Source organism: Mucilaginibacter gilvus, from assembly GCF_004054195.1.
GTDB classification, from domain to species: Bacteria; Bacteroidota; Bacteroidia; order Sphingobacteriales; family Sphingobacteriaceae; genus Mucilaginibacter; species Mucilaginibacter gilvus.
This window is the reverse complement of record NZ_SBIW01000012.1, coordinates 290294-315671: the sequence shown is the minus strand read 5'-3', so window position 1 is coordinate 315671 and position 25378 is coordinate 290294. Positions and strand designations below refer to the sequence as shown.

Below are 25378 nucleotides of genomic sequence, written 5' to 3'. Positions count from 1 at the left end.
AGATATTAAATATGCCCGGAATAACGATGTGGCAAACTAAGCCTTGCCGCTAATTTATTTTGTGTTTAACGCCTTGTTCATCACCTGTAGGTTTTTTTCACCGAAGTAAAGCCTGCGCGCATCCTGCCATTGCTGGTGATCGGGGTTTAGCGCGCTGATCATTTCCAGCGCTTTAAAACCTTGCTGTTTATCGCGCACACTCCACATACCGCCTAATTTTGTGGTATCTAAAAATTCTGCCAGCGTGCTATCTGCCGGCCCATGCCCAAAAATGGGGCGTGCAGCCTGCAGGTAACTGCTTAGCTTGGTTGGCAGGCTGGTTTTAGAAAAGGTATGCAAAGCCTTGCCGAGCGGATACATACAATAAACAAAATCGCACTTCGCCAGTTCGGGCACTACCTTATCTTCTGACAGGGTATCGTAAAACTTTATATTATGCCGCAGTGGCTGCGGCACATCGCTCAGCTTTAAATGGCAGCCCCACATTTGCAGGGTTACTTTTTTATTTTCCTGCTGATAAAATTCCTTTAGCAGACTGATAAAATTGAACAGATCCTTTTTATCGTAAATGGAGCCAATATGGCCTACCAGCACCTCGTTTTTATTATCCGGTTTATCGCCCGATAGTATGGCGCTCTCCGGTAAATAGCGGTGGCATACCTCGCCCCGGCGGGCGCTCAGCTTGCGGTAATGATCGCGCATCCCGGCACTGATGAGATCAAACGATGGAATGGTTTTTAGCGCCGTAACCGTTAATTTTTGCGCCGCCCCTGCCATAAACCTGTACCGAACAGATCGCGCGCAGAGTGCGCCGGCCCAATCGTCATGCACGGTCATGTGTACAGGGCGTTCGGTTTGGTGGGTTGATAGCTCGACAGCTATGCGCAACCCCTCGTTGTGCGATACGATCCAGTACCCATCGCAATCTATAGCCAAAAGCTTTTTGATGATGTTATCGATAAACGCGATTTTGCCGCCGTTCAACATCTGCCGGGTCTGCAAGAGATCTTTTAACATTGGCCCGCCCATAAGCGCCTGGCCCAGGTAGCCTTCTTCGTAACCTTCAACGGGGCCGTTTCCAATATAGGTCCATAGGATGTCTATATCGGGCAGGTTGGCTACCAGGCTCCTCAATATTGCGCCGCCGCCGCCCACTTTTGGCGAGTGCGCAGTAAAAAGGCATATTTTTCTTTTTATCATCCAGTTTCTATTCCGCTTTTAAATTAGTAAGGGCCTGCGCAAATTCAACAGAAACCTCGTCAACGCTGTTGCCGTAGGGAATAAATTTGCTGTTGGCGATGCATTGTTCCAGGTTGCCGATGGTGTATTCGGTAACGCCTTCGGGTACTGCCGGTTTGGCTACGCCGGTGGGTGTCCATGCTTTAGACACCGATATTACGGGCAAGCCGTGCTCGCGCATGGCAGCATAAGAACCGCTTTTTTCTATCACGGCCAGTGCCGTTGCCGAGAGCCCGATCGTTGCGCTTGATAGTACTTCAGAAATTCGCTGCGCCGATAATTCGCCCAAACGTTCCACCGTTAATCCTGCGGCGGCCCATGCATCGGCCCATCGTTGTTGCTCGGTATTGCCCCTGCCTATGATAATTAAACTTACAGGCCGCTTAAATTTTTCGGCATATTGGCCGGCCTCTCTGGCAAACTCATTTATCGGTGCTTTATCGTGTATCGCTCCAAAAACCACAAAGGATATTTCTGCCGCCTGGCGTTTACGATTTGTGCTGCCAAGTACCGGAATGTTGCCATATAAAGGCAGATACCCCGCTTTAAAACTCATTTTTGCTAAAAGGGTTTGGTACAAACGCGTTTGTGTATGAATAATAGCCGGTTTCAAATTTTTAATGAGCGATTTGATAAGGATGCGTTGGGCGTTTCCCCACAAATGCAGTTTTTTTGATTCCTCGTTGGCCATGCCCACCCAAAGCTCGTGAAACATAATATGCCAGTTACGGCCTTTGCTAAGGGTAAGCAGCAGGTTGCTTAAACCCAGTTTTAAACCCTTGGGATGGTAGCCAAAAGGCACAAACTGCAGGCTAAGCCATTGCGGATCAATCTTATCCACCCATTCTTTTGCTATTGCGACGCGTTGTTTGAGTTCGATACCAGCCGACAGGCGAAGCACCGGTACATCCACGCCATCTGCTTGCTGGATGCTCTCAAGCGTATTTTCCGCGTACCGGTCATTTAGTGATAATATTGCGCAGCTATGCCCGGCCCTTATTAAAGTGGCACTTAAGCGGCGTGTATAATCGCCCACACCATCGTGCCCCGGCTCTAACGAACTGCATATAAAAACGATATTTATATTATCGGGCATGTCTCTTTTAAAATATATTAATTTTGAGGTGGTTAAATAACATTTCTTAACAAAACCAAAAACAATCTGTAATTTTAACTGTTTGTTATTTTGTAATACAATTATTACTTATTCGTTAATAAAAATATCGAGTTTGTAAATATATTTGTACCAATTAAGCCCCTCTTAATTTTTGCTGTTGTTTAAGTTCTTAACCGATGCTTTAACATACCAATTGTACTGTATAGTATTTATATCATGCAAAAACCTTTTTTATACTGCGACTGCTGCAACCAACCTTTTCATTACAAAAAACCACTGCCTCTGTTATTGAAGCCCTTGTCGCTGTTTATCCCGCTGCAACGTTTTTTTTGTGCCAAATGCCTAACGTCACGTTACAAGATCATCAGCAGTGAAGAAGTTAGCAAATACCAGGTATAGCTATTGTTCTGCTTGTTGCCAAAACAGCTGTTGGATCTGCTCCAATCCAAACTGCTTTTTTGCCAACGCTTTAGCATTGGCCGAAATGTTGTGCATATCTGCCAGCAAATTAAGAATTTCTGCTGAAAGCTTTTCGGCACCTAAATTACCGCAGCAAACAGCCGCCTTTGTTTTCTCAAGCAGGTGGCAAGCCGCGCTGTCCTGAGGGCCATGATATAGTATTGCCCCCGCCCCGCCGAGATATCCAACCATTTTTGTAGAAAGGCTGTAGAGGTAAAAATCGGGCCGGGTAAACTTTATAGGAAGATAAAGGATGGCACTGCTATCCAGTTCCCTTTTTAGTTCGGCATCGTCGAGCGTCATGGGGCGATAATCGGTGTCAAAGGCCCTGTTCTCTAAAAAGGGCATGTATTGCGTGGCTCTTAGTATCAGTTTAAACTGATGGCCCTGCTTGTTCAACAAGTCCAGCGCATCGGCCAGTACTTTAAATAAGGGGATATACTCCAGGTGTAAAAGCCCGGCAAAATATACAGCCACCGGCTCACCTGGTGTAAGTAACGGCTCGCTTACTTCCGCGGCGGTTACACCATCGGTTATTAGCTCATAGGCGGCTTTCCCAAACAGCCTGCCGTATTCGTTCCCCAATTCTTCGGAGATCACCAGCCTGCGGTTGGCGCGTTTCCATAAAGCGGCGCTATTTTCGTGCAGCCCGTATGTGGTAGAAAAATGATCGTGGAAGGATACCCAAAGCGGCTTCTCCCGGCAAAATTCATCCGTACATAAAGCTGCTGAAAAAGGGCCGTGATCTATCACATGCAGTACATCGTAATCAATTTTACGTGCTGCTACCTGTACTTTTTTTATGGTTGATGGCTTATATAGCCCGTGCCTTAGCCAGGTACGAAAGTTGCGGAGTTTCCAGCGCGCCCATTTGCGCACAATTGGTGCCGCGTACACAATGGTTTCGGCAATGGTGCCTTGCCTTGGATGCAGCGGGTTTTCTTCTACCACCAGGGATATTACATCCGCCTCCCGGCCTTTAAACAAACGGCGGAGGATGCGGTTACCTCCCCCGTTTGAGTACAATGAAAATGGCTGATAGGTTAAAAGCTTCAAAGAGTTTTTAGTTATGTGTGCCTTGCGCCGCTACAATTTGCCCGATGGTTTCTTCCAATGATATGGTGATATCCCAGTTTGGATAGTGCGCACGCATTTTATCGAGGTTGGAGATGTAGCACATGTGATCGCCAATGCGGTTCTCATCTACGTAGGTATAAACCTGTTTTTTACCTGTGAACGTCTCGGCAATTCTAAATGCTTCCCAAATAGAACAGGAGTTTGCACGACCGCCACCGATGTTATAAACCTCGGCAATGCGCGGCGCGCTGATGAAGGCATCAATAAAGCTTGCTACATCATACGAGTGGATATTATCTCTCACCTGTTTGCCTTTGTAGCCAAATACTTTGTATTCGCGGCCTTCTACGTTACATTTAACCAGGTAGCTTAAAAAGCCATGCAGCTCAACACCAGAGTGATTTGGCCCCGTTAAGCAGCCCCCACGCAGGCAGCAGGTTGGGATGCCAAAATAACGGCCATACTCCTGTACCATAATATCTGCCGCTACTTTTGAGGCGCCAAACAGCGAGTGCTTGCTTTGGTCGATAGAAAATTCCTCGGTAATGCCATCGGTATAAAACGGATCGGCGTAATCCCAGCGGGTTTCTTTTTCTACCAGGTCGATAGTGTTTGGCCTATCGCCATACACTTTGTTGGTGCTCATGTGCGCAAACGGCGATTCGGGGCATACCTGCCTAACGGCTTCCAACAGGTTAAGGGTACCTACGGCGTTGGTATCAAAATCATCAAATGGGATGGCTGCTGCGCGATCGTGCGATGGCTGCGCGGCGGTATGCACAATGGCATCGGGCTTAATTTCTTTCAGGAGGTTAAGCACGCCGGCGCGGTCGCGGATATCCACTTCGTGGTGGATGAATTTTGCGCCCAGGTCCGTTTGGATGCGGTTTTGGTTCCAGCGGGTATCGCCTTGGGCGCCAAAAAAAATAGCACGCTGATTGTTATCTACGCCGTGTATTTCCCAGCCTAAACCGGCAAAATGGTAGCAAACTTCTGACCCTATTAAGCCGGATGACCCGGTTACCAATAATTTTTTAGCTGAACTTGCCATAATACGTTAAGCAAAGGTTATGTATGTTGTAATTAATCTGTTTGTCGCGTAAGCATTAGCCGTTTACCACGGCCTGCCACACCCTGCGCATTGGCCCGGCACCAACCTCATCTGTTACTAATTTTTGTGCATTTTTTAACAGCCGGGCAACATGCTGCGTATCACGCAGCCGTTTAAAGCCTTCCCTGATATCGTTTTCGTTATCTGATGCTACCGTGATAGCGGCTTTATGTTCATTAAGATAATGGATCATTGCCGAGTATGGGGGGCCTACTGCCAACACCGGTACACCAGATGTTAAATATTCGCTCATTTTAGTGGCGATATTAAACTGCGACATATTACGAATCTCTTGCTGAAAACTAATGGGTAACAGCACCGCATCGTAATTTTGCATCTCCGCAAGCACATTTTGGGGCGCTACGCTACCTTTAAAATGCACGCCATCCAAATGTATATCATCAGGCAACTGCCCCACGCCCGAATATATATATACTTGTGTATCGGTACCATTAAGGGCTATAGCCACAGCTTTTAAGGCATCCCGCTGCCAGGCAGCTACGGCACCAAAGTACCCTATTTTTAAGGGGCCGCTGATTTTTTTTGATAAGGCACCCTGCTCAATTGTTCCAGAGGAACCAAATAACACCGTAGATGCTATACCGAAACGTTCTTTATAGAAAGCCTGCATGGCCGGGCTTATCACAAAAACATGTTCGGCTTCGCGCAAGTGTTTTCCAAAAACGGCTTCTGTACCGGCTGGGTAGTGCCAGGCATCATTTTCATAACTTACGAGGTGATCATCCATCACCCAGGTAATGTACTTTACCGGTTTTATCTTTTTAAGCGCCTCCAGTGTAAAAATGGCATTGGCTCCCTGTGGGCATACCAGCCCTGTAAGTTCTTGCTTATCTTTAAATATGGCAGCCATTTTTTTGGCGGCACTTTTAGCATGCAGTTTGATCATCCCGAGCCTTCTGCTCATTCCCGATGCCCGCGAACGACCGATGATCTTACGCATCCAATCGCTTTCCCATATCGACAGCAGATCGTGACTGCGCCCGGAAAGGCCGTCTTTTACATGAAGATCCATCGCGAAACGATTTACATGTACAAAATGATCGATGTTGTTTAAATCGGCACCTAAGATGCGCTGCAGGGTTAAGCCACCACCGTGCTTATCAGATACCGACATCTCAGAAAGGTAAAAATCAAACTTCATTGGTTCGCCCTTTCTTTGTAATGCTTGTTGTATCGATGTATTTACTCCAAAAGCCCAAATGCTTGGCCCAGGCGTGGCAGCCCAGCGGCAACCGGCCTTCGGTAAGCCTTAACGAGTCTTCTAAATTATATTCAAAACTAAAACGCAACGCGTTCAGCGGATCGGCGATGGTAAATGACGGCACCAGTTGCGGAATCACTTCAGACCATATCACATCTTCATTTAAATGAAAATCGGCAAAAGCGAAAGCGAAACGGCCCGTTATAAAAACTTCGTACTTATCGTTCGTCCATTTATTCAGCTTGTTTCTTACCCTGGAGGAGTAGGAAAGCAACGCCTTATAAAGCACCCAATGCGGGCGGTATTTTTTTAATGAAGCCAGGGCCTTTATACACGATTGAATATTGCGAACAGAAAACCCGGAATTACCGCCCTGCATAAACGCGGCACCGGGCGCGGCTGCCCAATAGCCCTCAAAAAAAGGCGCGCCAATATAATCGAACGCAAATGCGCCGGCCTTATCAAAATTATTATGGAAAATATAAGCGTCGAGCTCATAGGTAAGCATGTATTCATACTTAGCAAACAGCTGATAGAAGCTTATACTTACCTTCATTTTATTATATTTTTCTATAGACGAAAGCCAGTCCCGATCAACCGGATGCATCAACAAACCCGCATGTGCCGTGGTATATGCGCTTGTATCCATCCCTTCGGGGTAAATTAAAAGACAATCGTACTCGCTTAAATGTGTTTTACAGGCCAGCAAAGATATCGCCTCATCTGCCGAAATCACCGGTTGATGCACCGGTATAATTACACACATTTTTGTTGAGGCCATTTGTTTAACTGCTAAAATATAGCTCCACCATTTTGGAGAGCCTGTTGCGTATTTTTTCTTTAAGCGGCCTTGCAGCCAGCATCTTTATTTGATATACATTGTGTTGTTGCTGATAATAAGCCGGGCTTTTCCTCACCGCGTCTGCGCCGGCCGCTTTCAGGTCGGCGTAATATTCGTCAACAACCCCTGCAATATCGGGGCGGCTAAACCTGTTATACCGCGTATTATAATTGCAAAGCACCAATGGTGCGGTATACCTGTAACTGCTAAAATGGAAAAAAGTAAGCGGGTATTTATCATTCACCATCCACCCGTCGCCGTTTTTGGTTAATGTGCGTTCGTGCCAGTTCCAGTTGGCAACATTGTACCCGTAGTGCTTTAATATGAGGTAATTATTAAACATCACCGGGATATAGTTTGCCCATATCTGGTCGTAAAACATACCCTTATCCCAATTGGTGTACCCGTATGCCAGCAGCCGTTCGCCCCACCAGTTTAAAAACTTCTCCAATTCTTCACCCCTGGCTAATCCTAAAAAACCGAGGTTAAATATACCCGTACGCAGCGTGTAAAAATCGCTTGGTATTTTGCCATCATCAACCGGGTTCATCAGGTGCGGGGTGAGTACAAAGGTGTACTTTTCCAGGGCTTCCCAACAATCGGAAAAAGGGGCATATACTTTTATATCCGGATCGATGTAAACAACCTTGTCGTACTTAGTAAAAAAGTATTTAAACACAAATGGTTTAACGGTTGTACAAAGTTCGGCAATGCTAAATTTATGGCTTAGCGCTTCAATATCCAGGTCAACAATCTCGTCAATAAAAAGAATGCTGTCGTTGTAAAAATCGTTGTAATTTATTGCCGGGTCCTTTTTATCTACCAAAACAATAAACAAGGGTATCTCCGGGTGATGCTTTGTAAAACTCTCCTTCAACACCTTTGCCGAAGCGAGGTAATTATTAGCACAAATGGTATACGCTACCTTCATTTACAAACAGGTTCTTTTAAATTTCACGCTTCTACTTTCTTAATTACCTTAGCCGGCGCACCTGCTACTACGGCATTTGCAGGTACATCTTTTGTAACCACGGCGTTGGCCCCTACTACGGCATTTTTCCCGATACGCACGTTTGGCATAATACACGCCCCTTCGCCTATCCAAACGTTATCCTCTATTACGATGGGCCCTTTTGAAACCAACGGCCGTTTTATAGGCGGCAAAGCAAAGGATGCCGCGCTGATATCACCATGCGCGTGGTCGCTTATATAAATGCGGCTGCCCATTAATACATGGTCGCCAATGGTTATTTTGTTGATGCAACCTATATGCACATCGGTACCCATGCTTACCCATTCGCCAATGGTAAGTTCGGGCGTAAAGGTTTGCTCTCCGTATTTATCCCATGCCTCGAGGCGTAAATTATACAGCGCCGAGAATTTTTTTCCGATGGAAATATACTGCGGGTTTTTGATGATAGCCTGCTTTGGTACCGTACATTCCTCGCCGCGGAATTTAAGCTTTCCGTACAGCGCTGCCTCTTTGGCATCGGCTGCACGGCCCATGTACGAGCCCGACTGCAATACTTTGTAAAATATTTTACCGATAAAGTTATTGAGCGCTGACATGCTTTAAATATTGATTTTTAAACAACGCCGGGAATATTTTAAGCCAAAACGATCTGTAGTTCCAAAAAACCGGCACCATTATTTTAAACGGGTTCTCTTTCTCGAAATTTGCCCTGGGGTTATTAATAAACATGGGGAAGAAAGTGCTTAAAAGATGATGGTTCATTATCCTTTTCACACGCTTATCAATAACCCCTTTTGTTATGAGGCGGTCCATCACATCGTTAAAGTTGGCACCAAATACCTTAAGCAATTTATATCCGCCGGTATTATCGGCCCGGCAAGCCAGTATCCTATCATTAATTATCCCGTTTTGCAGGCCTTTGAATGCGGCGGGCAGCGTCCAGCTGAGCTGTACCAGGTTGCTTTCGAAAAACTCCGGTATGTAAGCGGTATCGGTAAAAAGCGATTTATTGATAATGTTGCCGGTGATAAAGGTTGTCCAGTAGCTTACGCGCTCTATGTACTTCAGCGGATCGGTAAAGCGGTCTAAACTAATTGCAGTGGGCGGGCTGTTTACGGCTTTGTATTCGCCGCTATACCACTGCGTGTTCATGTAAAGGCTGCCCCAGTCCTCTTTATCAAGCAGATTGATGATAAACTTAAGGTAACCTGGCAGCAGGAAATCGTCATCAGAAAAAACCCATACGTACTTGCCGGATGCTTTGGTAAAACAGGCCGCGATATTACCATCTGCCCCAATGTTCTCTGCGTTTTTGAAATAGGCTATCTTGTGCCCCCCTGCAATGTATTTTTCAACTACAGCAGTGGTGTTATCCGCCGAGCAGTTATCATAAACTATAAACTCTATACGTGGTGCAATTTCATCACTCAGTTGCGCTAACAAGGCATCAAGGCACTGGCCTAAAAGCTGTGCCCTGTTATAGGTAGGTATCGCAATTGTAAGTAATGGTTTTACCATAGTAAGCTCGTTTGCGTGTTATTAAATTAAGCAACAAAACAGGTGCAATTACAACTTAATCGCCTCGGTATTCCATGCTAATTTGGGGCGTACCACCCCCCACCAGTCGCCGGTGTATTCTTTGCGCATGTCGCCCGTTTCTATCACCGTAAACGCTAATACGCTTTCGGCAAAGGCCATGTTGGCCATATCCTCGGGCACCAAAAAGGCATTGATCTTGTAATTCTTATCGTTTAAGTAATTCCCCGGAATTACACAGGTAGATTTGTACCTACCCTTTTGTAACGGCTTTTTATAAAAAGGATCGACAGTAGAAGAGGCCGACGGCGCACTGAACGTAGCAAAAATACAGGTATCTAAGTTATCAAGCAAGTGAATACTTGGCTGTATGGTGGTACCATCTTCGTACACATCGTATTCTATTTCAACAATAATATCTTCGTTTATGGCAAAGTCTGCCGTAATACCTTTAGCCCGCGATAACAACCTTAGCGCGTAAAAGCCGGCTTTGGTTGATTTTTGCTTGATGATAAGATCTTCGAAGTTTACCTGCCCATCGTTATTTTCGCCGGTGCGGATGTACTTATCAATTACGGTGTGCGTGTAATCCATCGTTTGCAGCTGCCCGTGTTTCAGCAATATCGATTTTGAACACAGGTTGCTGATGGCCGCCATGTTATGGCTCACAAACAGTACCGTACGCCCCTCGCCCTTACTTACCTCGCCCATTTTACCAAGGCATTTCTTTTGAAACTCGGCGTCGCCAACGGCAAGTACCTCATCTACAATCAGTATCTCGCTCTCGAGGTGAGCCGCTACCGCGAAGGCAAGCCTTACATACATACCGCTGCTGTAGCGTTTCACCGGTGTATCAATATATCGTTCTACCCCTGCAAAATCTACAATGGCATCAAAGTGCTTTTTTATTTCGTGCTTGCGCATGCCCAGGATGGCACCGTTTAAAAATATATTCTCGCGCCCGGTAAGCTCGGGGTGAAAGCCTGTGCCTACTTCCAGCAAACTGGCCACCCGGCCCATAATTTTTACAGATCCGGCTGTTGGTACCGTTACACGGCTGAGTACTTTAAGCAGCGTACTTTTACCGGCACCGTTACGGCCGATAACGCCTACGGCATCGCCTTTATTTATTTCGAAGTTGATATCTTTCAGGCTCCACACGATATCGCTGGTGCCTGCTGTAGATCTGTCGTTTACTTCGCCTACTTTTAAAAAGGGATCTTCTTTACCCCTGAGCAGCGCCCATTTGCGCTCGATATCGCGGCTGAGGGTGCCGGTGCCAAAATCGCCCAGCTGATACGCTTTAGATAAATTCTCTACTTTTATAGCAATATCACCCATAGCCTAAATTAAACTGTATCAACAAAATCCTTTTCAACCTTATTAAATATGATCAGCCCGATCATGAACAGCACCAGGCTGGCCACAACGCTGTAAACGAACGAATCCATGTAAAACTTACCACCGCCCGTAAAACCATACCTAAAAGTTTCTATGAGTCCGGTCATGGGGTTTGCCTTAATAATGAAGCGGTATTTTTCCGAAGCCTCCGATAACGGGTAGATAACTGGTGTCGCATACATTAATAATTGCATCCCAAAAGTTACAACGAACGCCAAATCGCGGTATTTGGTTGTAAGGGCGGTAATAATTAATCCCAGGCCCAAGCCCAATATGGCCATTAAGATCATCAATATTGGGAATAGTAACACCAATAAATTGGGTTCCACTTTATCACCGGGCTTTAAACTTTCCGGGAAATAATGGTACTGAATAAGGTAATAAATAAAAACGATCAAAAATAGCCCAAACTGCACGCCAAACTTAACCAGATTAGAGAATACGATACTCAGCGGCATAATTAACCTGGGGAAGTAAACCTTGCCAAATATGTTGGCGTTATCTTTAAATACCGTGGATGTTTTGGTAAGGCAATCTGCAAAATAGTTCCAGGCAATGGTGCCTGCCATATAAAACAGTGGCTGCGGCACATGGCTTGTGCCTATTTTGGCAAGCCCGCCAAATACAAAGGTAAAAACAATGGTGGTGAATATAGGCTGGATAAAAAACCACAGCGGGCCCAAAACGGTTTGCTTGTAAAAAGATACAAAATCGCGCCGTACAAGTAACCAAAGCAAATCGCGATAGTTCCAAACATCTTTTAAGTGAAGATTAAAAACGGAATCGTGAGGCTTAATTTCTAAATCCCATTCCTCGTGTGGCGTATTCAACTCCATTATAATTTGTTATTATTTTCTCCCGTAATCATTTAGCCCTACAGCAACGCGGTTTAGTGTTGGGATTTTTTGCTCTTACGTTTTGCCGGCTTTTTAAAGATGGTGTTAAACAAGCCCATTAGGCCTTTTTTATTTTTATCTTCTTCCTGGGTGTAACCATAGCCGTAACCGTAGCCGTAGCCATAACCGTAGCCATAACCGTAACCGTAACCCGCGCCGTAACCTTGGCCGTAGCGGCCCAGTATACCACGTAGTTTTAAACCATTAAAAATGATGTTTACGTTACTTAACTCGTTATTAACATAAATATGATCTATCAGATTTAAGTAGTACTTAGGTGTGTATTTATGCCTTACCATGTACAAACAGGCATCAACGTACTTATTCAATATCTTGGCATCGGTAACCAAACCAATTGGCGGCGAATCTATAAGGATATAATCAAACTCCTCTTTAAGTCTCGCCATCAGCACATCAAGCCTGCCGTTCAGCATTAGCTCGGTAGGGTTTGGAGGAATAGTACCGGCAGGTAAGATCACCAGCCCGGGAATGTCGCGGTCGGCCATTGACAGACTTATCTCCTCGTAAGTAGCAAGGCCTGCCATGTAGTTACTTATACCAGGCTCCTGGCTAATTTCCATCATCTTGCTGATCTTCGGTTTACGAAGATCGAACTCGAGGATGGCCACCTTTTTGCCTGTTAGGGCCAAACTTACCGCGAGGTTAATAGCCGTAAAACTCTTACCCTCACCAGAGATGGATGATGTTACCAGGATAGTTTTTTTATCGCCCTGGATGCCAATAAAGTTTAGCGATGTACGCAGCGCCCTGAATTGCTCTGCAATTACCGTTCGGCTGCCGTCTTTAATAACCAGGGTCTCGCCGCTATCATCATGTAATATTTCGGCCAGTACGGTTGCATCGGTCTTCCTCTCAATTTCCGTACGGAAAAGCACTTCCTGGTTGTATTGCTCTCTTACTAAAACAAATACAATACCTATAATAACACCAACAGATAAACCTACCAGGTAAATATTAAGCGGTATTGGCTTTACAGGGGTACCCTTGGCTTCGGCGTAATTAACAATACGGCTATCGGCAACGGCTGCCGCGCGCGATAGCGCAACTTCCTCACGCTTGGTAAGCAGTAAGGTGTAAATATTGTTTTTAATGGCCTGCTGGCGACTTATTTCTAAAAACTTACGCTCCTTTTGCGGCACTCCCCTTAACTGGGATGAGTTGATACCACCCTCGGCCTTTAACCGGTTTTGTGTGGTAACCAAGTTTTGCCGCAGGGCGTTTAAATTTTCTAATAAACCTGGTTTTATTTGGTTTATACGCTCTTGTACTGCGGCTACTGGCGGCGAGTTCTCACCGGCGGTTTGTCTTAAGTTTGATAACTCAAGCTCGGCAGAATACAGTTTATCAAGCAACTGAAGCAAAATAGGATCAGAGATACCCATGGTGGAAGGTACCGTACCAGAGTTACTGCCTTTACGCACGATGTATTTCTCTATCTGGCTAAGTACATCCAACTGAATTTGGATCTGCGCCAGTTGGGTAACATTCTGGCGGGCGTTGTCTATAAAGTTTCTTCCTTCGGTAGAGAGGTCTACAATGCCCTGGCTAGTACGGTAATCCTGCATCTCGGTCTCCACGCCCGAGAGCTCTTTGGTTACCAACACCAACCTATCGTTGATAAAGTTGAGGGTATTTAATGCGGTTTGCGTTTTTTCTGTAACGCCGGCGTCGTTGTAAACTTTAACCAGTTGATTCAAAATATCCTCGGCCCGTACCGGCACCTGGTCTACCAGTTTAAGAGCAATTAATGACGACTGCCTTGCAGCCGATGCAACAGTAAGCGCGCTTTGTGTAAACTTAGCGGCAGTTGAGATAGTACGTATTTGTAAATAATATTCGCCTTTAAAACTTTGGTTGGATACTGCTGTACCTGTTTTTACAGGGTTAATTATAAAATCTCCGTATGGCGTATGCAAGGGAGCCCCCAACGCATATTTTTTGCCCGATATAGTGATGTAGTTATGAGTTGGCACATACTCGAAAGAGATAGGCAAATTGGGAGAATTTTTAAGGTCTTCGGGGTTGAGCACTATAAATTTAACGGGGTTTGGATAGATGAGGATATCCCTTAAGGTGCCCTTGTTATAAACCTGCGCGTATAAGCCCAGGTCTTTAACAACCTGCTCCATCAAAACGCGGGATTTTAAAACCTCTATCTCGTTCTCTACCGTTTTAGAACCATTAGTAAGACCCAGCGCTTCCAATACATTGGCACCATCGGCCCCTCTCGAATCTTTCAGCAATATAGTGGAGCCTGCTTCGTAAATGGGGGTTTGGTAATGGATATAGAAATAACTTACCGACAGCGACATTACAATTGTAAATACAAATATGGGCCAGAAAGGCAAATACCTGAATGCAATTGCACTTACTGCGTTTTTTGAGGTAGTACCCTCAAATGGATTGGTAACATTGGTAGACTGAGCAGTATTTTTCATTAACAGGAAGAAATGTTAGTTTTTAATAAACTGTAAGTATATCACTATCAAAAGCGACGCAGCACTAAAGAAATATGGGATCAGTTGGGTAGTACGGTCGGCAGAGGCAGCTTTCGCGCTGTTTGGCTCCACGTAAACTATGTCCTGATTTTGAAGGTTGTAAATATCTTTATCAAACAACTGGCTTTGGTTAAGGCTAAAGCGTTTGGTAATGCGCTTGCCATCAACCTCCCTTATCAGCAGCACGTTGTCGCGCTTTCCGTAGGCCGTAAGATCGCCGGCAGAAGCCAGTGCTTCGGGTAAGGTAATACGTTCGTTTGGTACCGGTATAACGCCCGGTCTGGACACCTCGCCTAATATGGTTACCTTAAAGTTCACTATACGCACGTTAACTATAGGCACTTTTGCAAGTTGCTTGCTCAGCAATGTTTCGGTAATAGAGCTTGCCAGCTGAATTTTTGTTAAGCCTTCTGCTTTTACCGAACCAATTAGCGGCAGTTTTATAGAGCCTGTCTCATCAACCAGGTAACCGCTCACACCACCCTGGCCAGTATTAATGGCCGTGGATGAATTTAATATGGCGGTGGTGATAGCATCGGGCGTAGAAATATTGATCTGCAGGATATCACTTACGTTTATTTTGGTTTGCAGCCTTTGCTCGTCTATAGTGGCGGTGCTGTCTTTTTGCAGGTTAGTAAAGTAAGCAAGCTTCTTGGCATTCACGCATGAATTTAAAGAAGATATTGCCAAAAAGGTCAGCAAAATGGCAAGAAAGGTGGAGTAGTTTTTTTTCATAAATATCACAGCAGCGGAGCTATTATATCAGGTAAAATAATTGCAACCTTTGCAAACTTAAAAATTATTGTGCAATATTATTTTACTTTTTTAATATAATCGACTCATTTTCTAAAAATAATAAAAAAAAAATTAAATATATCCTAAAAACTATTAAATCAACAAATTACTCATCGGCCACCAAAACAGGTGTCTTTTTGTTGCTAATTTACTTTATTTTTTAATTAATTTTCTCACCCGGTCCCTAACTTTATTCTTATACAATTTTGCCCGGCGAACCAGGTTATGAGATTTTGCAGACAGGTAATAAGACAGCCCTTCCGCGGCGCTTTGCGCGCTGGTGTGCAGCGGTATAAGCGTTTTGGTTAAATACCCCTGGAAGTGCAGCGTGTAAAACTTTGAATAAATCGGCGCGCCCTGTACCCCCGCAACTTTGCCGTAAAGGCCGTCTTTCCGCTTTGTCATCTTTTTTATCCGGGTATCGGGAGTACATTCAAAATAATAGGTGCAGCCATTGAAAGGCACGTTGGCATTAAAATCAAAACTGATACCCTCCGTCTCCAACGAAAGCAGGTTTAGCGTATTGGGTTTTATCTCGGTACGGAAAACATCCAGTAGGATCATGTCTGATACGTTTTTGTTATCGAGGAATTTGCCAGCAAGCGTGTCTTTCAGCATTTTGTCAAAAGCCGGCCTGTTGGCGTACTTTGCCAATACAAATTCGCAAAAATCATTAATAAGTTTAGCGCTCCAAAACGAGGTATGGCCCGATGTTACGCTGTTTTCGCCCAGCTCAAAAAACATCATGGTACCATCGTACTTCCCCTTTATAAATTTTTGGAAAACGGGGATAAGGTTCTGCAATATCAGCACATCGCAATCGGCATGTACAAAATAACTGATACCCAGCTCTTTTACAATATCGTTAATGATGAACCACCTGTCGAAACAGGCCTTTTCAAAAAAATAGGGGTTAATAGAATGATGCTGGTAAACCTTATCAAATTCTTTTACGCCATTGATATACCCCGAAACATCGATACAATTGTATTTGCTGTAGTCGTCAAAATTGGTATCGGTAAGCACATACACATTGTTGAGCCCATGAGAAAGCGCAGCCTGTTTAAGTACATGCCCAAAAAACAAACTGGTATTTGCGCCCAATTGCAAAAAGAAAACGGGTAGTTCCGACTGCGTTAAATGAGTAGCGTACCCCGTATCTTTTTTTTCCATTCGGTATAGATTGTGAAACAAAAATAATATTTTGAGGCATTAAAGCAATAGCCCTTTAATGTTACCGGGCGGCAAAAACAATTTAGTAACATAAATTAAAGGCGCGGTTATCGCAAACAACACAAAGAATTTTTAGGTTTGAAAGCACTATGGTTATTGCTGTTATGCTATACCCTATTAATAAACAACACGGATGTATTGGTATGAAGATGAGGTAAAACGCCTTGAAAAAGACAGCATACAACTGGCGCAAAGCGCCGAAACCATCTTCTATGGTAGTTCGTCAATACGCTTATGGACAACACTTTACAATGACCTTAAAGACCTAAAACCCGTTAACCTGGGGTTCGGAGGGTCTACCCTGGCGGCCTGCGTATGGTTTTTTGATAGGGTGATGGTAAATTACAAGCCAAAAAGGCTGGTGGTTTATGCCGGCGATAACGACCTGGGCGATGGCAGGCACCCGGAGGAAGTATTTATTTTTTTTCAGCAGCTGGTTACAAAAGCAAGCCAGCGCTTTGGAGATATCCCCTGTTATTTCATTTCGCTTAAGCCGAGCGTCGCCCGCTGGGGCATGGCCGAACAGTTTAAATACACCAATAATCTCATCGAAAATCAAATTATTAAAGATGGCGATAACTGGCAGTTTATAGATGTTTTTAAGAAAATGCTGGATGCTGGGGGCTACCCCCAAAAAGTATTTTTCACTGGTGATGCCCTGCATTTGAGCGAAGCCGGTTACCAACTTTGGAGCGAAGTGGTGAAGAACAAAATTATTATTAACACTTAACCGCGTGTTTATTTTAAAGTAACATCCGTTTAAGATATTTCGGCCCGCAATACATGGTGGAATGAACAGGGAATATCATAAATGGCACAGCCCCAGGTTGCAGCGCGACATGGAGCTTCTAATTTTCGGGTATGGCGGTCGCGCGGTGCTGTTTTTCCCCACCCGGATGGCCCGCTTTTACGATTACGAGAATTGGGGTATTGTAGAGGCCCTGCGGCACAAAATAAACAACGGTGAGCTACAGCTTTTTTGCGTAGACAGCGTAGATGCGGAAAGCTTTTACAATAACTGGGCGCACCCCGCGGTACGTATTGCACGGCATTTGCAGTACGAGGAATACATTCTGAACGAGGTAGTGCCCTTAATGAGGCAAAAAAACAACGCAGGCTATTTTGAAGTTGCCGGCTGTAGCATGGGTGCCTACCATGCGTTGAACCTTGCCTTAAAACATTCGAATATTTTTAAAAAGGTAGTAAGCATGAGCGGCAGGTACGACCTCACCCAGCAAATTGACAATTTTAACGACCTCTTCGACGGTTACCATAACGATGATGTATACTTTAACATGCCGCGGCAATACATAGCCAACATAAACGAATACAGCAGTTTAGATGAGATGCGCAAGCTGAACATTATTTTGGTCGTAGGCCAAACCGACCCATTTCTGCATAACAACCAGGAAGTTAGCCGCCTGCTGTGGGACAAGGGCGTAAACAACGAATTTTACATTTGGGATAACTATGCCCATCGCCCGCGATATTGGCGGCAGATGGTGCAATTGTACCTTTAGGATTTTAAATATCGAATGCGCAATGTCGAATAATGAAGTGTAATTCGGAATTATCAACTATTGTGCTATCTGGCCTTTCACTGCATAATTACCTTCTTAAAATACCATCCCTTCGGATCCACCACCGGCTGGGTTTTGCTTACAATTTTAAAAGGCGTGCTTTTATTGGCAGATATAATGGTATGGATGATTCCCTGATCGGTTAAAATATCCAGTGGCAAATCCATGGGGCTATTTTTTATGCTAAGAATGTAGATCTCGGGCCGGGTTCGTTTGAGTTCAAAATCCATGGTGTTGGTAGTGCGTAAATAGAAATTAAACAGTGGGCTCAGGTCGCAGCCACTTTCTTTGTTAAAGAAGTCCTGCACATCCTGCGTCACAAAAAACTGATTATACGGATATTTCACATCGGTAACAAATTTTTTCAGCGCGGGGAAAAACACACTGTCGCCCAGTACATGCCGTAGGGTATGCATAAAAAAAGACCCCTTGTTGTAAATATCGCCGTTGTAAACTTCGGCCATACCCATCTCCTCGGCTTTTACAACCGGCTGCTGGTTGCGGATGCCCGCGCGCTGGGAAATGATCACCGAATCGTAAGCAGCTTCGCCCAACGTCTCTTTAAAGAACAAGGCCTCGGCATAGGTATTGATGCCCTCCTGGATCCACATGTGCGCCCAATCTTTATTGGTAACCTTATTGGCCCACCATTCGTGCCCAAACTCGTGGAACAGGTTGGCCGAGTAATCCAGCCCACCCGGGTATTTATCATACCTAAATTTATCGCCATAGGTTACCATGGTTTGGTGTTCCATACCGGGGTTTGGTACCTCGGCAATACCAATCTTTTCTTTAAACCAGGCGTACTCGCCAAAATATTTTTCCAGTATGCGGGTATCGCGTGCGCGGATATCAAGTACATGTTCCGCGTGCGCGGTATCCTCTTCTAAAACATAAAACTGGATAGGCACAGTATGTCCTCCTACGGTGGTATAAGGGCGGCTGTACACTTTGTATTTGGCAATATTAAAAACCACGCAATAGTTGCTAATGGTGTAGTTGGTTTTCCAGTGCCAGGTTGCGCGGTTGTTGGCGCCGTTTTCAACGCCCTGCAACAGGCCCGGACCTGCTACCGAAAGCCCCTTGGGGATGGTGACGAAAAGGTCTACGCCTTCGTTTGGCTCGTCGCTGGGATGGTCTTTACACGGGAAGTACACCTTTGCACCTTCCAACTGGCAATTGATCACCACCCAGGGGTTACCGGCTTTATCTGTTGTCCAGGTGAAACCACCCTTCCATGGTGGCCTTACGGCAACAGGCGGTTCGCCACCATAATTAATGCGGATAGTGTGCTTCCCTTCCTTGTAACCTTTATTGCTGATTATAAAAATAGAATCGCCTTTTTGTTGAAAACCGGCGTCTTTTTTATCAACCATTATTTTGCTTACTCGAAGAAGATGCACGAGGTCGAACAGTAAGGTATCGGTGGTTTTGCTAAGCAGCAGGTTTATCTCGGCATAGCCGTCGATACTTTTTTTGGGGATATCCACATTCAGCGCCAAGGTGTAATGGCGGATATCCATGATGGCCTGCAGTGGTCGCAATTTACCGCCGGCGCTCATGTAACTAATGTCGCGGTTTTGGGCAAAAGTGCCAGTTGATACTAATAACACAAACAATAACAAAAATGGCCGGCTGGTTTTCATATACATTTACCTTAAGCCAACAAAATAGGCATTTATGGCGGGATTATAAATCAGAAAAAACAGGCAAGCTTTTCGCGTTTTCTTTATACATTGATGAAAATTCAATTCTATTATGGCCAATAGTTCACGCCGCTCGTTCATCAAACAAACTACGCTCATGGGGGCCGCCGCTACCGTTATTCCGGGGATGCTTAAAGCTGATGCCCTTACCGCCGAAAAGATAGGAACAGACGCGGTGATCCTGTTCCAGGGCGATTCCATCACCGATGGCAATCGCACCCGCGATAACGACTGGAACCACGTAATGGGCCATGGCTACGCCTGCCTGCTGGCCAGCAGGCTATGGTACGATCACCCTGAAAAGAAATTCCATTTTTACAACCGTGGCATCAGCGGCAACAAAGTAACCGACCTTGCCGCCCGCTGGCAAACCGATACGCTGGCGCTTAAGCCCAATGTGCTCAGCATCTTAATTGGCGTGAACGATGTGCTGGCCTTTATAAATGGTGATAAAAACTACAGCGCCGAAAACTACGAAACCGGGTATCGCGCCCTGTTGAAGCAAACCAAAGATGCCCTGCCCAATATCAAGCTCATCATTTGCGAACCTTTTATGTTACCTGGTGCCCGCGTGAATGCCAATTTTTCTCAATGGACCGAAGAAGTTGCCAAAAGGCAGACCATCGCCAAAAAATTGGCTCGGGAATTCGACGCCGTTTTTGTGCCCCTGCAGCAGCCCTTTAACGATGCGTTGGCCGAAGCGCCCGTAGAATACTGGATCTGGGATGGTATCCACCCCATGCCCGCCGGGCACGAACTGATGGCCCGGCAATGGTTGAAGGTGGTGAATAAGAAGATAGGGTTGACGTAGAGAATCAAGAGTAAAAGGCAGGAATCAGGAAAAAGAGAGCAAATTGGTGGTGACACAATATTGACACCACACCGCAATTTTCAAACACCTGATTATGAGTTTTTTATAAATGTTCACGGTGTTCACCTGTGCGCGCGTGAACACTTTTTGTTGTTTTTTGGTGATATTCAGGCAGCCAAAAAACAACAAAGGGACCGTATCAAAATTAAGATCATACAGCCCCTCTCGATTTAAAATATCTATGAGTACTTACAAACTTCTCACCCAAATATTGCGGTAGCTGATCGGTTTGCTCGGGTCGCCGTGCGATTGGAGTTTAATAGGCGCGGCACCGTGCTTGCGGTACTTTGGCGCGCCGATGTAAGGGGTATCACCTTTCAGTTCGTAATTATTTTGCACCAATACGCCGTTATGGATGGCTGTTACACGGGCAGGCGTTTTCACGGTGCCATCCTCGTTAAAGCGGGGGGCCGCCCATACCACATCATAGGTGTTCCATTCCCCGGGTTTGCGGCAGGCGTTCATCAATGGTGGCGATTGTTTATACATACTACCCGCCTGGCCATTGGTGTAAGTTTTGTTGTTGTAATTATCCAATACCTGCAGTTCGTAACCGCCGGCACCCCAAGGCAGGGCGGCTAAAAAGATACCGCTGTTACCGCGTGCCTGTCCGCTGCCCTCAATATCGGCAGGGATACGATACTCAATATGCAGCTGAAAATCGGTGAACTTCCGCTTGGTTTGAATATCGCCCGCTTTTTTATCTACGGTGATAGCGCCCCCGCTGACCAGCCACTTTTTGGTAGCGGTAGAATCGTTTACCAATACCCATTCGTCCAGGTTTTTACCGCCGAACAAAACGATGGCATCCGAAGGTGCATCACTTGAAGATTTGCCAGGACTAACCACCGCCGGTACGGGGGTATAAAACTCAGTATCCTCGGGCTTGGCGGTTTGGGCGGTAGCCCTTAAGGTTGCGCTCACAAGCAATGTTGTTGCTATAAAAAAGTATTTCATGTTCAATGTTGTTAGTATCTTTTCTCGTTTTGCTTATTTCAACGTCCTTATCCAGGTTGCAATTTTACGGGCATCCTGCTCGGCAACCTGCGGCATCGGCGGCATTGGCGTAGAATAATCCGGCCAATGCTCGGGCTTAGGATTTTTGATGAGTGCCATAATTTGCGCTACGCTATAGTTACGTTTGGCCACATCCTTAAAAGCCGGCCCTACCTGCTTGGTGTTAGGGTTATGGCAAGCCGAACAGGTGTTTTTAGCCAATAAAGGTTTTACATCCTCATAGGTCAGCGCTTTTGCAGGGGCAACCGCAGTGGTTTTAGCCGCCCCTTTTACCGCAACAGGTTTAACAGCTACAGCCGCTTTAACCGAATTTTTGGTGCTTACTTCGGTCATGCTTAGCTTCTTCCCTTCGGGGATATTGTTGAGGGTGTAGTAGGCGGTTGGGTGAACCAGGTTAAAATAGTTCTCCTTATCGCGCATGCCATCAAGCGTAATGGTATGGATGTAATACCGGCGCAGGTTACTTACCACAATACGAGCCTTTAGCCCGTCTTCAGATACTTTAACACCAGTGATGGGGCATTTCGCCGTGTTCACCGGCGGGCTACCGTAAACGCCATGGTATTTGTAAATGTAGCTTTCTACCGAGTACGAGGCGATATCCTCTGCTACTTTCCTATCAACAGGCTTTGTAAACTCAATCTCGAAACCATCCGGCTGGGCACGTATGGCACGCATTTCAAACGGGATATGATTGTTCCAGATCAAACGCTGCAAGCCCATAGTGGCCTCCCCTGCCGAACCCCAGCCACGGTTAGTTTCACCCGCTGCCAGTGAGCCATCTGGCAACCAGGCCAAACGCACAATGCCCGATTGAAAACCACTGCGGAACGCCCATGCGGCACCCTGATATTCTCCGTTTATTTTCTCCAGGAAAACACGGTCTACCATGCTCTGTCCCTGGTCGCACACCAGCAACTGCCCCGAGAACGGACCAAATGCACCTTCGGGTATTTTTACAATTTCGGAATTGGAAATACCCAGGATGCCATGCGGCAGCCATACAGCGGGTAGCTGTAACTCGGGAATTTCTTTCTTAGCTTCAAACTCGGTTTTAAATTTCTCGTTAACGATGTTTTGAGGTTTAAACGGCTGGCCGTATTTGTCAAATTCTATCCGCGGATTATTGGTAGCAAAGAATTTTTCTTGCGTAAGCGTTAATGGAGAGTTTGGCAGACCTGTCCATACCAAGCTGGCCGGGTGCCCCATAAAGCCACCTTTTTTTACCGGCATAATACTGCCCGATCCAACCCAGTCGCCCTGGTTGTCGCTATACCAAAGTTCACCATCAATCATACTGATACCGCATGGCGAACGGAAACCCGCTGCCCATGGCGTAACGGTGCCATCTTCTTTAATATTTAAAGCCCAGCCGCGGTAAGGCACAAAGCTTTTAGGATGCCACCAATCCGGCGGGAAACCGAGGTTTAGGGTTACAAAGAAAGAACCGTCCGGCGCAATCTTTGGCCCAAAGCTGTATTCGTGGTAGTTGCCCGATAATGGCCAGGCGTAAATGGTTTCAAATACATCGGCCTTACCATCCATGTTGGTATCCACCAGTTTGGTTAGCTCGCCGCGTTGTACTACGTACAAGGCACCGTCTTTATAAGCCGCCCCCAAAACCTCATGTAATCCCGATGCAAACTTGCGGAAGAAGGGATGCTGACTGGTTGGATTCTCTACAATAAAAATATCGCCGCGGCGGGTGGTTACCGCAAGGCTGCCATTTGGCAGGGTGCATAAACCGCCAACCTCCAGTATGGTACCCTCGGGTGCAGGCACTTTCATGATCTTAAAAAAGTCGTCCTCTTTTGGCGATTCGGCCTGTGCTAATGCACGCTGAGTCGTCGCCATTATGGCAGTAATTACACTTACAAAAAGTATTAACCTGCTTATCGTTTGCTTTACTAAATTCTTCATGTCCTGTTCTTAAAAAATGATAGAATAGGTTAATTTTTGTTTGACGGGGATGATAAGTTCCTGCATCCCGCCCGAAGTGCGTACAATTGGTTTCCCCTCGCCGCCTCCATCTAAACGGATATAGTACTGATCGTCGATAGTATAGAACCCGTTTTTAAGCAGTTCTATTTTTGCACCCTGTGCCAGGCGCATGGTTAACCCGGCTACCGGGGTGGCAATGGTTACCACGCGATGAAGCCCCTCGCCGCCTGCTATTACAGTACTTACATCGCTAACGGCAGCACCGTAAAGCATATATTTAAATGTTGGGCGGCCATCGGCATCCAGTGTGTAGCCTTTGGGTTTGTAAGCTGTACCGTTGGTGTCTGCCGGCCAGGCTGCTTCGGCAGTGGCTAATTTAGCTATGCCGGGTGCTGGTTTGCCAAAATATTGGACAGAACCGGCAGGTTTAGATGAACCGTCGCCGCGCTCGTGCCACATAGGGGTAGCATCCAGGAAACCACCGCGCCAGATCTGCACGATCATGCCTTTATCGGCATCATAAGTGTAGTGTAGTTGTTCGGTACTGCCTACGTCTATCCCGTGTGTTACACGGATGCCTCCCGGCAGATCGCTAAAACTGCGGAGGATGGCGTTTTCCGTAGCGTTGATCAGAATAGGGTCCACCGCATCGTTAGAGCTTACATTCGCATCGCTCAACAAGTATTCCCTTACACCCGGACCAGATACCGTTAGCCCTAAAGCCGCTTTCGCCCAGTCTACATTCTTAATGTAGGACATTTCGAAAGGAAGATCGCCTGCGGGTAATTGTACTGTACCTGTGCCTCTGAAGCCGCCTGCTGTAACCGCGGGTGCGCCGTTAATACGAAGGGCACCTTTACCACCGGGTACGCTTAACTTAAAGGCATACTCGCCTGCTTCGGTAATATGAATAGTGCCGGTGTATTTCAGCAAAAACTCGTTGGCCAGCTTTACCTCGTTGGAGGTTAGCATAGGCGTTGCGCCCTGAGCCTCTGGTTTTAAGGTTTTATAATCGGGCTCTTCGGCAAAGTTGCCTTTGTAAACCGTGTATTTAAGATCGGATACCGTTGGATGGGGTTTGTTAAAGTTGGTGTAGCTGATGTTTTTAAACGCTACCGCGCCGTGGTCGCCCTGTAAGCGGAGCGGACCGAGCGCGCTTTCTTTGGTATCGTAAGCACCACGGGTTGGGCCGGATAATTCTACATTTTCCTGGATCAGCACGCCGTTAAGCCAAATATAAAGCACTTTGGCATTTGCTATTTTCACACCCTTGTCATCAAACTTTGGTGCCTGGAACGAAATGCGTATATGCTGCCATAAACCCGGCGCCCGGCTGGCGTTCTGCCTTGGCGAATGGCCCTCATAGCCTTTCATGCCATCGGGTTTGCTCTCGTCCCAGCGTTCGTAAATGCCGCCGTTATCGCTCGATTTGGGATTTACCGTACCCCAGCTATCCAGCAGTTGAATTTCGTACCGGCCCTGCAGGTAGATACCCGAATTTGCTCCCTTGGCCATGGTGTAATCCATCTCCAGGTCTATATCGCCGTGCTGCAGGTTGAAGTAAAGATCGTGTCCCGGGTTTTTCTCGTCCACGGTGTTTACCAATATGCCGGTTCCATTGGTTAAGGCAAATGTGTTGGGCTTTTCTAAATCGGCATGCAAACTGCCATCTATTTCCCAATTTTTTGGCGGAGCAGCAAATACCGACAGATCGGTTAGTGCTACTTGGCTGTTGAGCGCCTGCGCATTGGCAAGCCGCGCATCAAATGACGAGGCGAGCAGCAACACCATGCCAACGGCGGTGTGAATTTTCTTATCCATTTTAGTTAGTTAAGCAATACCCG

At 46.0% G+C, this 25378-nt stretch carries 21 protein-coding genes; 3 read left to right on the top strand and 18 right to left on the bottom strand.

Translation table 11 applies throughout. The features are described from left to right. Positions 1 to 54 precede the first annotated feature (54 nt). The 14 genes from EPL05_RS21130 to EPL05_RS21065 all read right to left on the bottom strand — a co-directional run bounded on the left by EPL05_RS21130 (position 55) and on the right by EPL05_RS21065 (position 16359). Positions 55 to 1200 carry a glycosyltransferase family protein gene (locus tag EPL05_RS21130; RefSeq protein WP_128535979.1) on the bottom strand — a complete coding sequence of 382 codons (1146 nt, stop codon included), beginning with the start codon at positions 1198 to 1200 and terminating at the stop codon, positions 55 to 57. A gap of 7 nt (positions 1201 to 1207) precedes the next feature. After that, a complete protein-coding gene (locus tag EPL05_RS21125; protein ID WP_128535978.1) occupies positions 1208 to 2335 on the bottom strand; it encodes a glycosyltransferase family protein in 1128 nt (375 codons plus the stop codon). 420 nt (positions 2336 to 2755) lie between these two features. Next, complete coding sequence (locus EPL05_RS21120) at positions 2756 to 3871, bottom strand: glycosyltransferase family protein (RefSeq protein ID WP_128535977.1); 1116 nt, start codon at positions 3869 to 3871, stop codon at positions 2756 to 2758. Between the two features lie 7 nt (positions 3872 to 3878). Further along, complete coding sequence (locus tag EPL05_RS21115; RefSeq protein ID WP_128535976.1) at positions 3879 to 4943, bottom strand: NAD-dependent epimerase/dehydratase family protein; 1065 nt, start codon at positions 4941 to 4943, stop codon at positions 3879 to 3881. A 55-nt stretch (positions 4944 to 4998) separates the two neighbouring features. Then, positions 4999 to 6165 carry a glycosyltransferase family protein gene (locus EPL05_RS21110; protein ID WP_128535975.1) on the bottom strand — a complete coding sequence of 389 codons (1167 nt, stop codon included), beginning with the start codon at positions 6163 to 6165 and terminating at the stop codon, positions 4999 to 5001. Continuing rightward, on the bottom strand, positions 6155 to 7006 hold the full coding sequence (locus EPL05_RS21105; protein ID WP_128535974.1) for a DUF5672 family protein: 852 nt from the start codon (positions 7004 to 7006) through the stop codon (positions 6155 to 6157). The genes EPL05_RS21110 and EPL05_RS21105 overlap by 11 nt, the downstream gene beginning before the upstream one ends. 4 nt (positions 7007 to 7010) lie before the next feature. Then, positions 7011 to 7997, bottom strand: coding sequence for a glycosyltransferase family protein (locus EPL05_RS21100; RefSeq protein ID WP_128535973.1), 987 nt, complete (start codon positions 7995 to 7997; stop codon positions 7011 to 7013). Positions 7998 to 8020: 23 nt separating this feature from the next. Continuing rightward, the gene (locus tag EPL05_RS21095; protein WP_208394803.1) at positions 8021 to 8635 is read right to left on the bottom strand and encodes an acyltransferase; all 615 of its coding nucleotides are present in this window, start codon (positions 8633 to 8635) and stop codon (positions 8021 to 8023) included. Further along, a complete protein-coding gene (locus tag EPL05_RS21090; RefSeq protein ID WP_128535972.1) occupies positions 8619 to 9557 on the bottom strand; it encodes a glycosyltransferase family 2 protein in 939 nt (312 codons plus the stop codon). The genes EPL05_RS21095 and EPL05_RS21090 overlap by 17 nt, the downstream gene beginning before the upstream one ends. A 48-nt stretch (positions 9558 to 9605) precedes the next feature. Then, complete coding sequence (locus EPL05_RS21085; RefSeq protein ID WP_128535971.1) at positions 9606 to 10916, bottom strand: ABC transporter ATP-binding protein; 1311 nt, start codon at positions 10914 to 10916, stop codon at positions 9606 to 9608. A gap of 8 nt (positions 10917 to 10924) precedes the next feature. Continuing rightward, positions 10925 to 11812 carry an ABC transporter permease gene (locus EPL05_RS21080; protein WP_128535970.1) on the bottom strand — a complete coding sequence of 296 codons (888 nt, stop codon included), beginning with the start codon at positions 11810 to 11812 and terminating at the stop codon, positions 10925 to 10927. Between the two features lie 53 nt (positions 11813 to 11865). Continuing rightward, positions 11866 to 14331: a GumC family protein gene (locus tag EPL05_RS21075; RefSeq protein ID WP_128535969.1), complete on the bottom strand. Its 2466-nt coding sequence runs from the start codon at positions 14329 to 14331 to the stop codon at positions 11866 to 11868. Positions 14332 to 14346: 15 nt separating this feature from the next. Further along, positions 14347 to 15126 carry a polysaccharide biosynthesis/export family protein gene (locus EPL05_RS21070; protein ID WP_128535968.1) on the bottom strand — a complete coding sequence of 260 codons (780 nt, stop codon included), beginning with the start codon at positions 15124 to 15126 and terminating at the stop codon, positions 14347 to 14349. Positions 15127 to 15339: 213 nt separating this feature from the next. Next, on the bottom strand, positions 15340 to 16359 hold the full coding sequence (locus tag EPL05_RS21065; protein WP_128535967.1) for a hypothetical protein: 1020 nt from the start codon (positions 16357 to 16359) through the stop codon (positions 15340 to 15342). Between the two features lie 193 nt (positions 16360 to 16552). Here EPL05_RS21065 and EPL05_RS21060 point away from each other — a divergent pair, with 193 nt between their 5' ends. After that, entirely contained in the window at positions 16553 to 17149 is a 597-nt protein-coding gene (locus EPL05_RS21060; RefSeq protein WP_128535966.1) for a GDSL-type esterase/lipase family protein, read from the top strand. Between the two features lie 109 nt (positions 17150 to 17258). Next, positions 17259 to 17939 (top strand): esterase family protein, encoded by a 681-nt coding sequence (locus tag EPL05_RS21055; protein WP_128536089.1) that lies wholly within the window; start codon positions 17259 to 17261, stop codon positions 17937 to 17939. Positions 17940 to 18016: 77 nt separating this feature from the next. Here the strand turns inward: EPL05_RS21055 and EPL05_RS21050 are convergent, their stop codons facing one another. Continuing rightward, on the bottom strand, positions 18017 to 19645 hold the full coding sequence (locus EPL05_RS21050; RefSeq protein WP_166727772.1) for a M1 family metallopeptidase: 1629 nt from the start codon (positions 19643 to 19645) through the stop codon (positions 18017 to 18019). Between the two features lie 112 nt (positions 19646 to 19757). Here EPL05_RS21050 and EPL05_RS21045 point away from each other — a divergent pair, with 112 nt between their 5' ends. Further along, positions 19758 to 20516: an SGNH/GDSL hydrolase family protein gene (locus EPL05_RS21045; protein WP_128535964.1), complete on the top strand. Its 759-nt coding sequence runs from the start codon at positions 19758 to 19760 to the stop codon at positions 20514 to 20516. Between the two features lie 249 nt (positions 20517 to 20765). Here the strand turns inward: EPL05_RS21045 and EPL05_RS21040 are convergent, their stop codons facing one another. From EPL05_RS21040 to EPL05_RS21030, 3 genes are read right to left on the bottom strand one after another with little or no spacing between them, the layout of a single operon-like run. Next, positions 20766 to 21533 carry a 3-keto-disaccharide hydrolase gene (locus EPL05_RS21040; protein WP_128535963.1) on the bottom strand — a complete coding sequence of 256 codons (768 nt, stop codon included), beginning with the start codon at positions 21531 to 21533 and terminating at the stop codon, positions 20766 to 20768. 33 nt (positions 21534 to 21566) lie between these two features. Then, positions 21567 to 23513, bottom strand: a complete 1947-nt coding sequence (locus EPL05_RS21035) for a c-type cytochrome (RefSeq protein ID WP_128535962.1) — start codon at positions 23511 to 23513, stop codon at positions 21567 to 21569. Between the two features lie 9 nt (positions 23514 to 23522). Further along, positions 23523 to 25355: a 3-keto-disaccharide hydrolase gene (locus EPL05_RS21030; protein WP_128535961.1), complete on the bottom strand. Its 1833-nt coding sequence runs from the start codon at positions 25353 to 25355 to the stop codon at positions 23523 to 23525. Between the last annotated feature and the right edge of the window lie 23 nt (positions 25356 to 25378).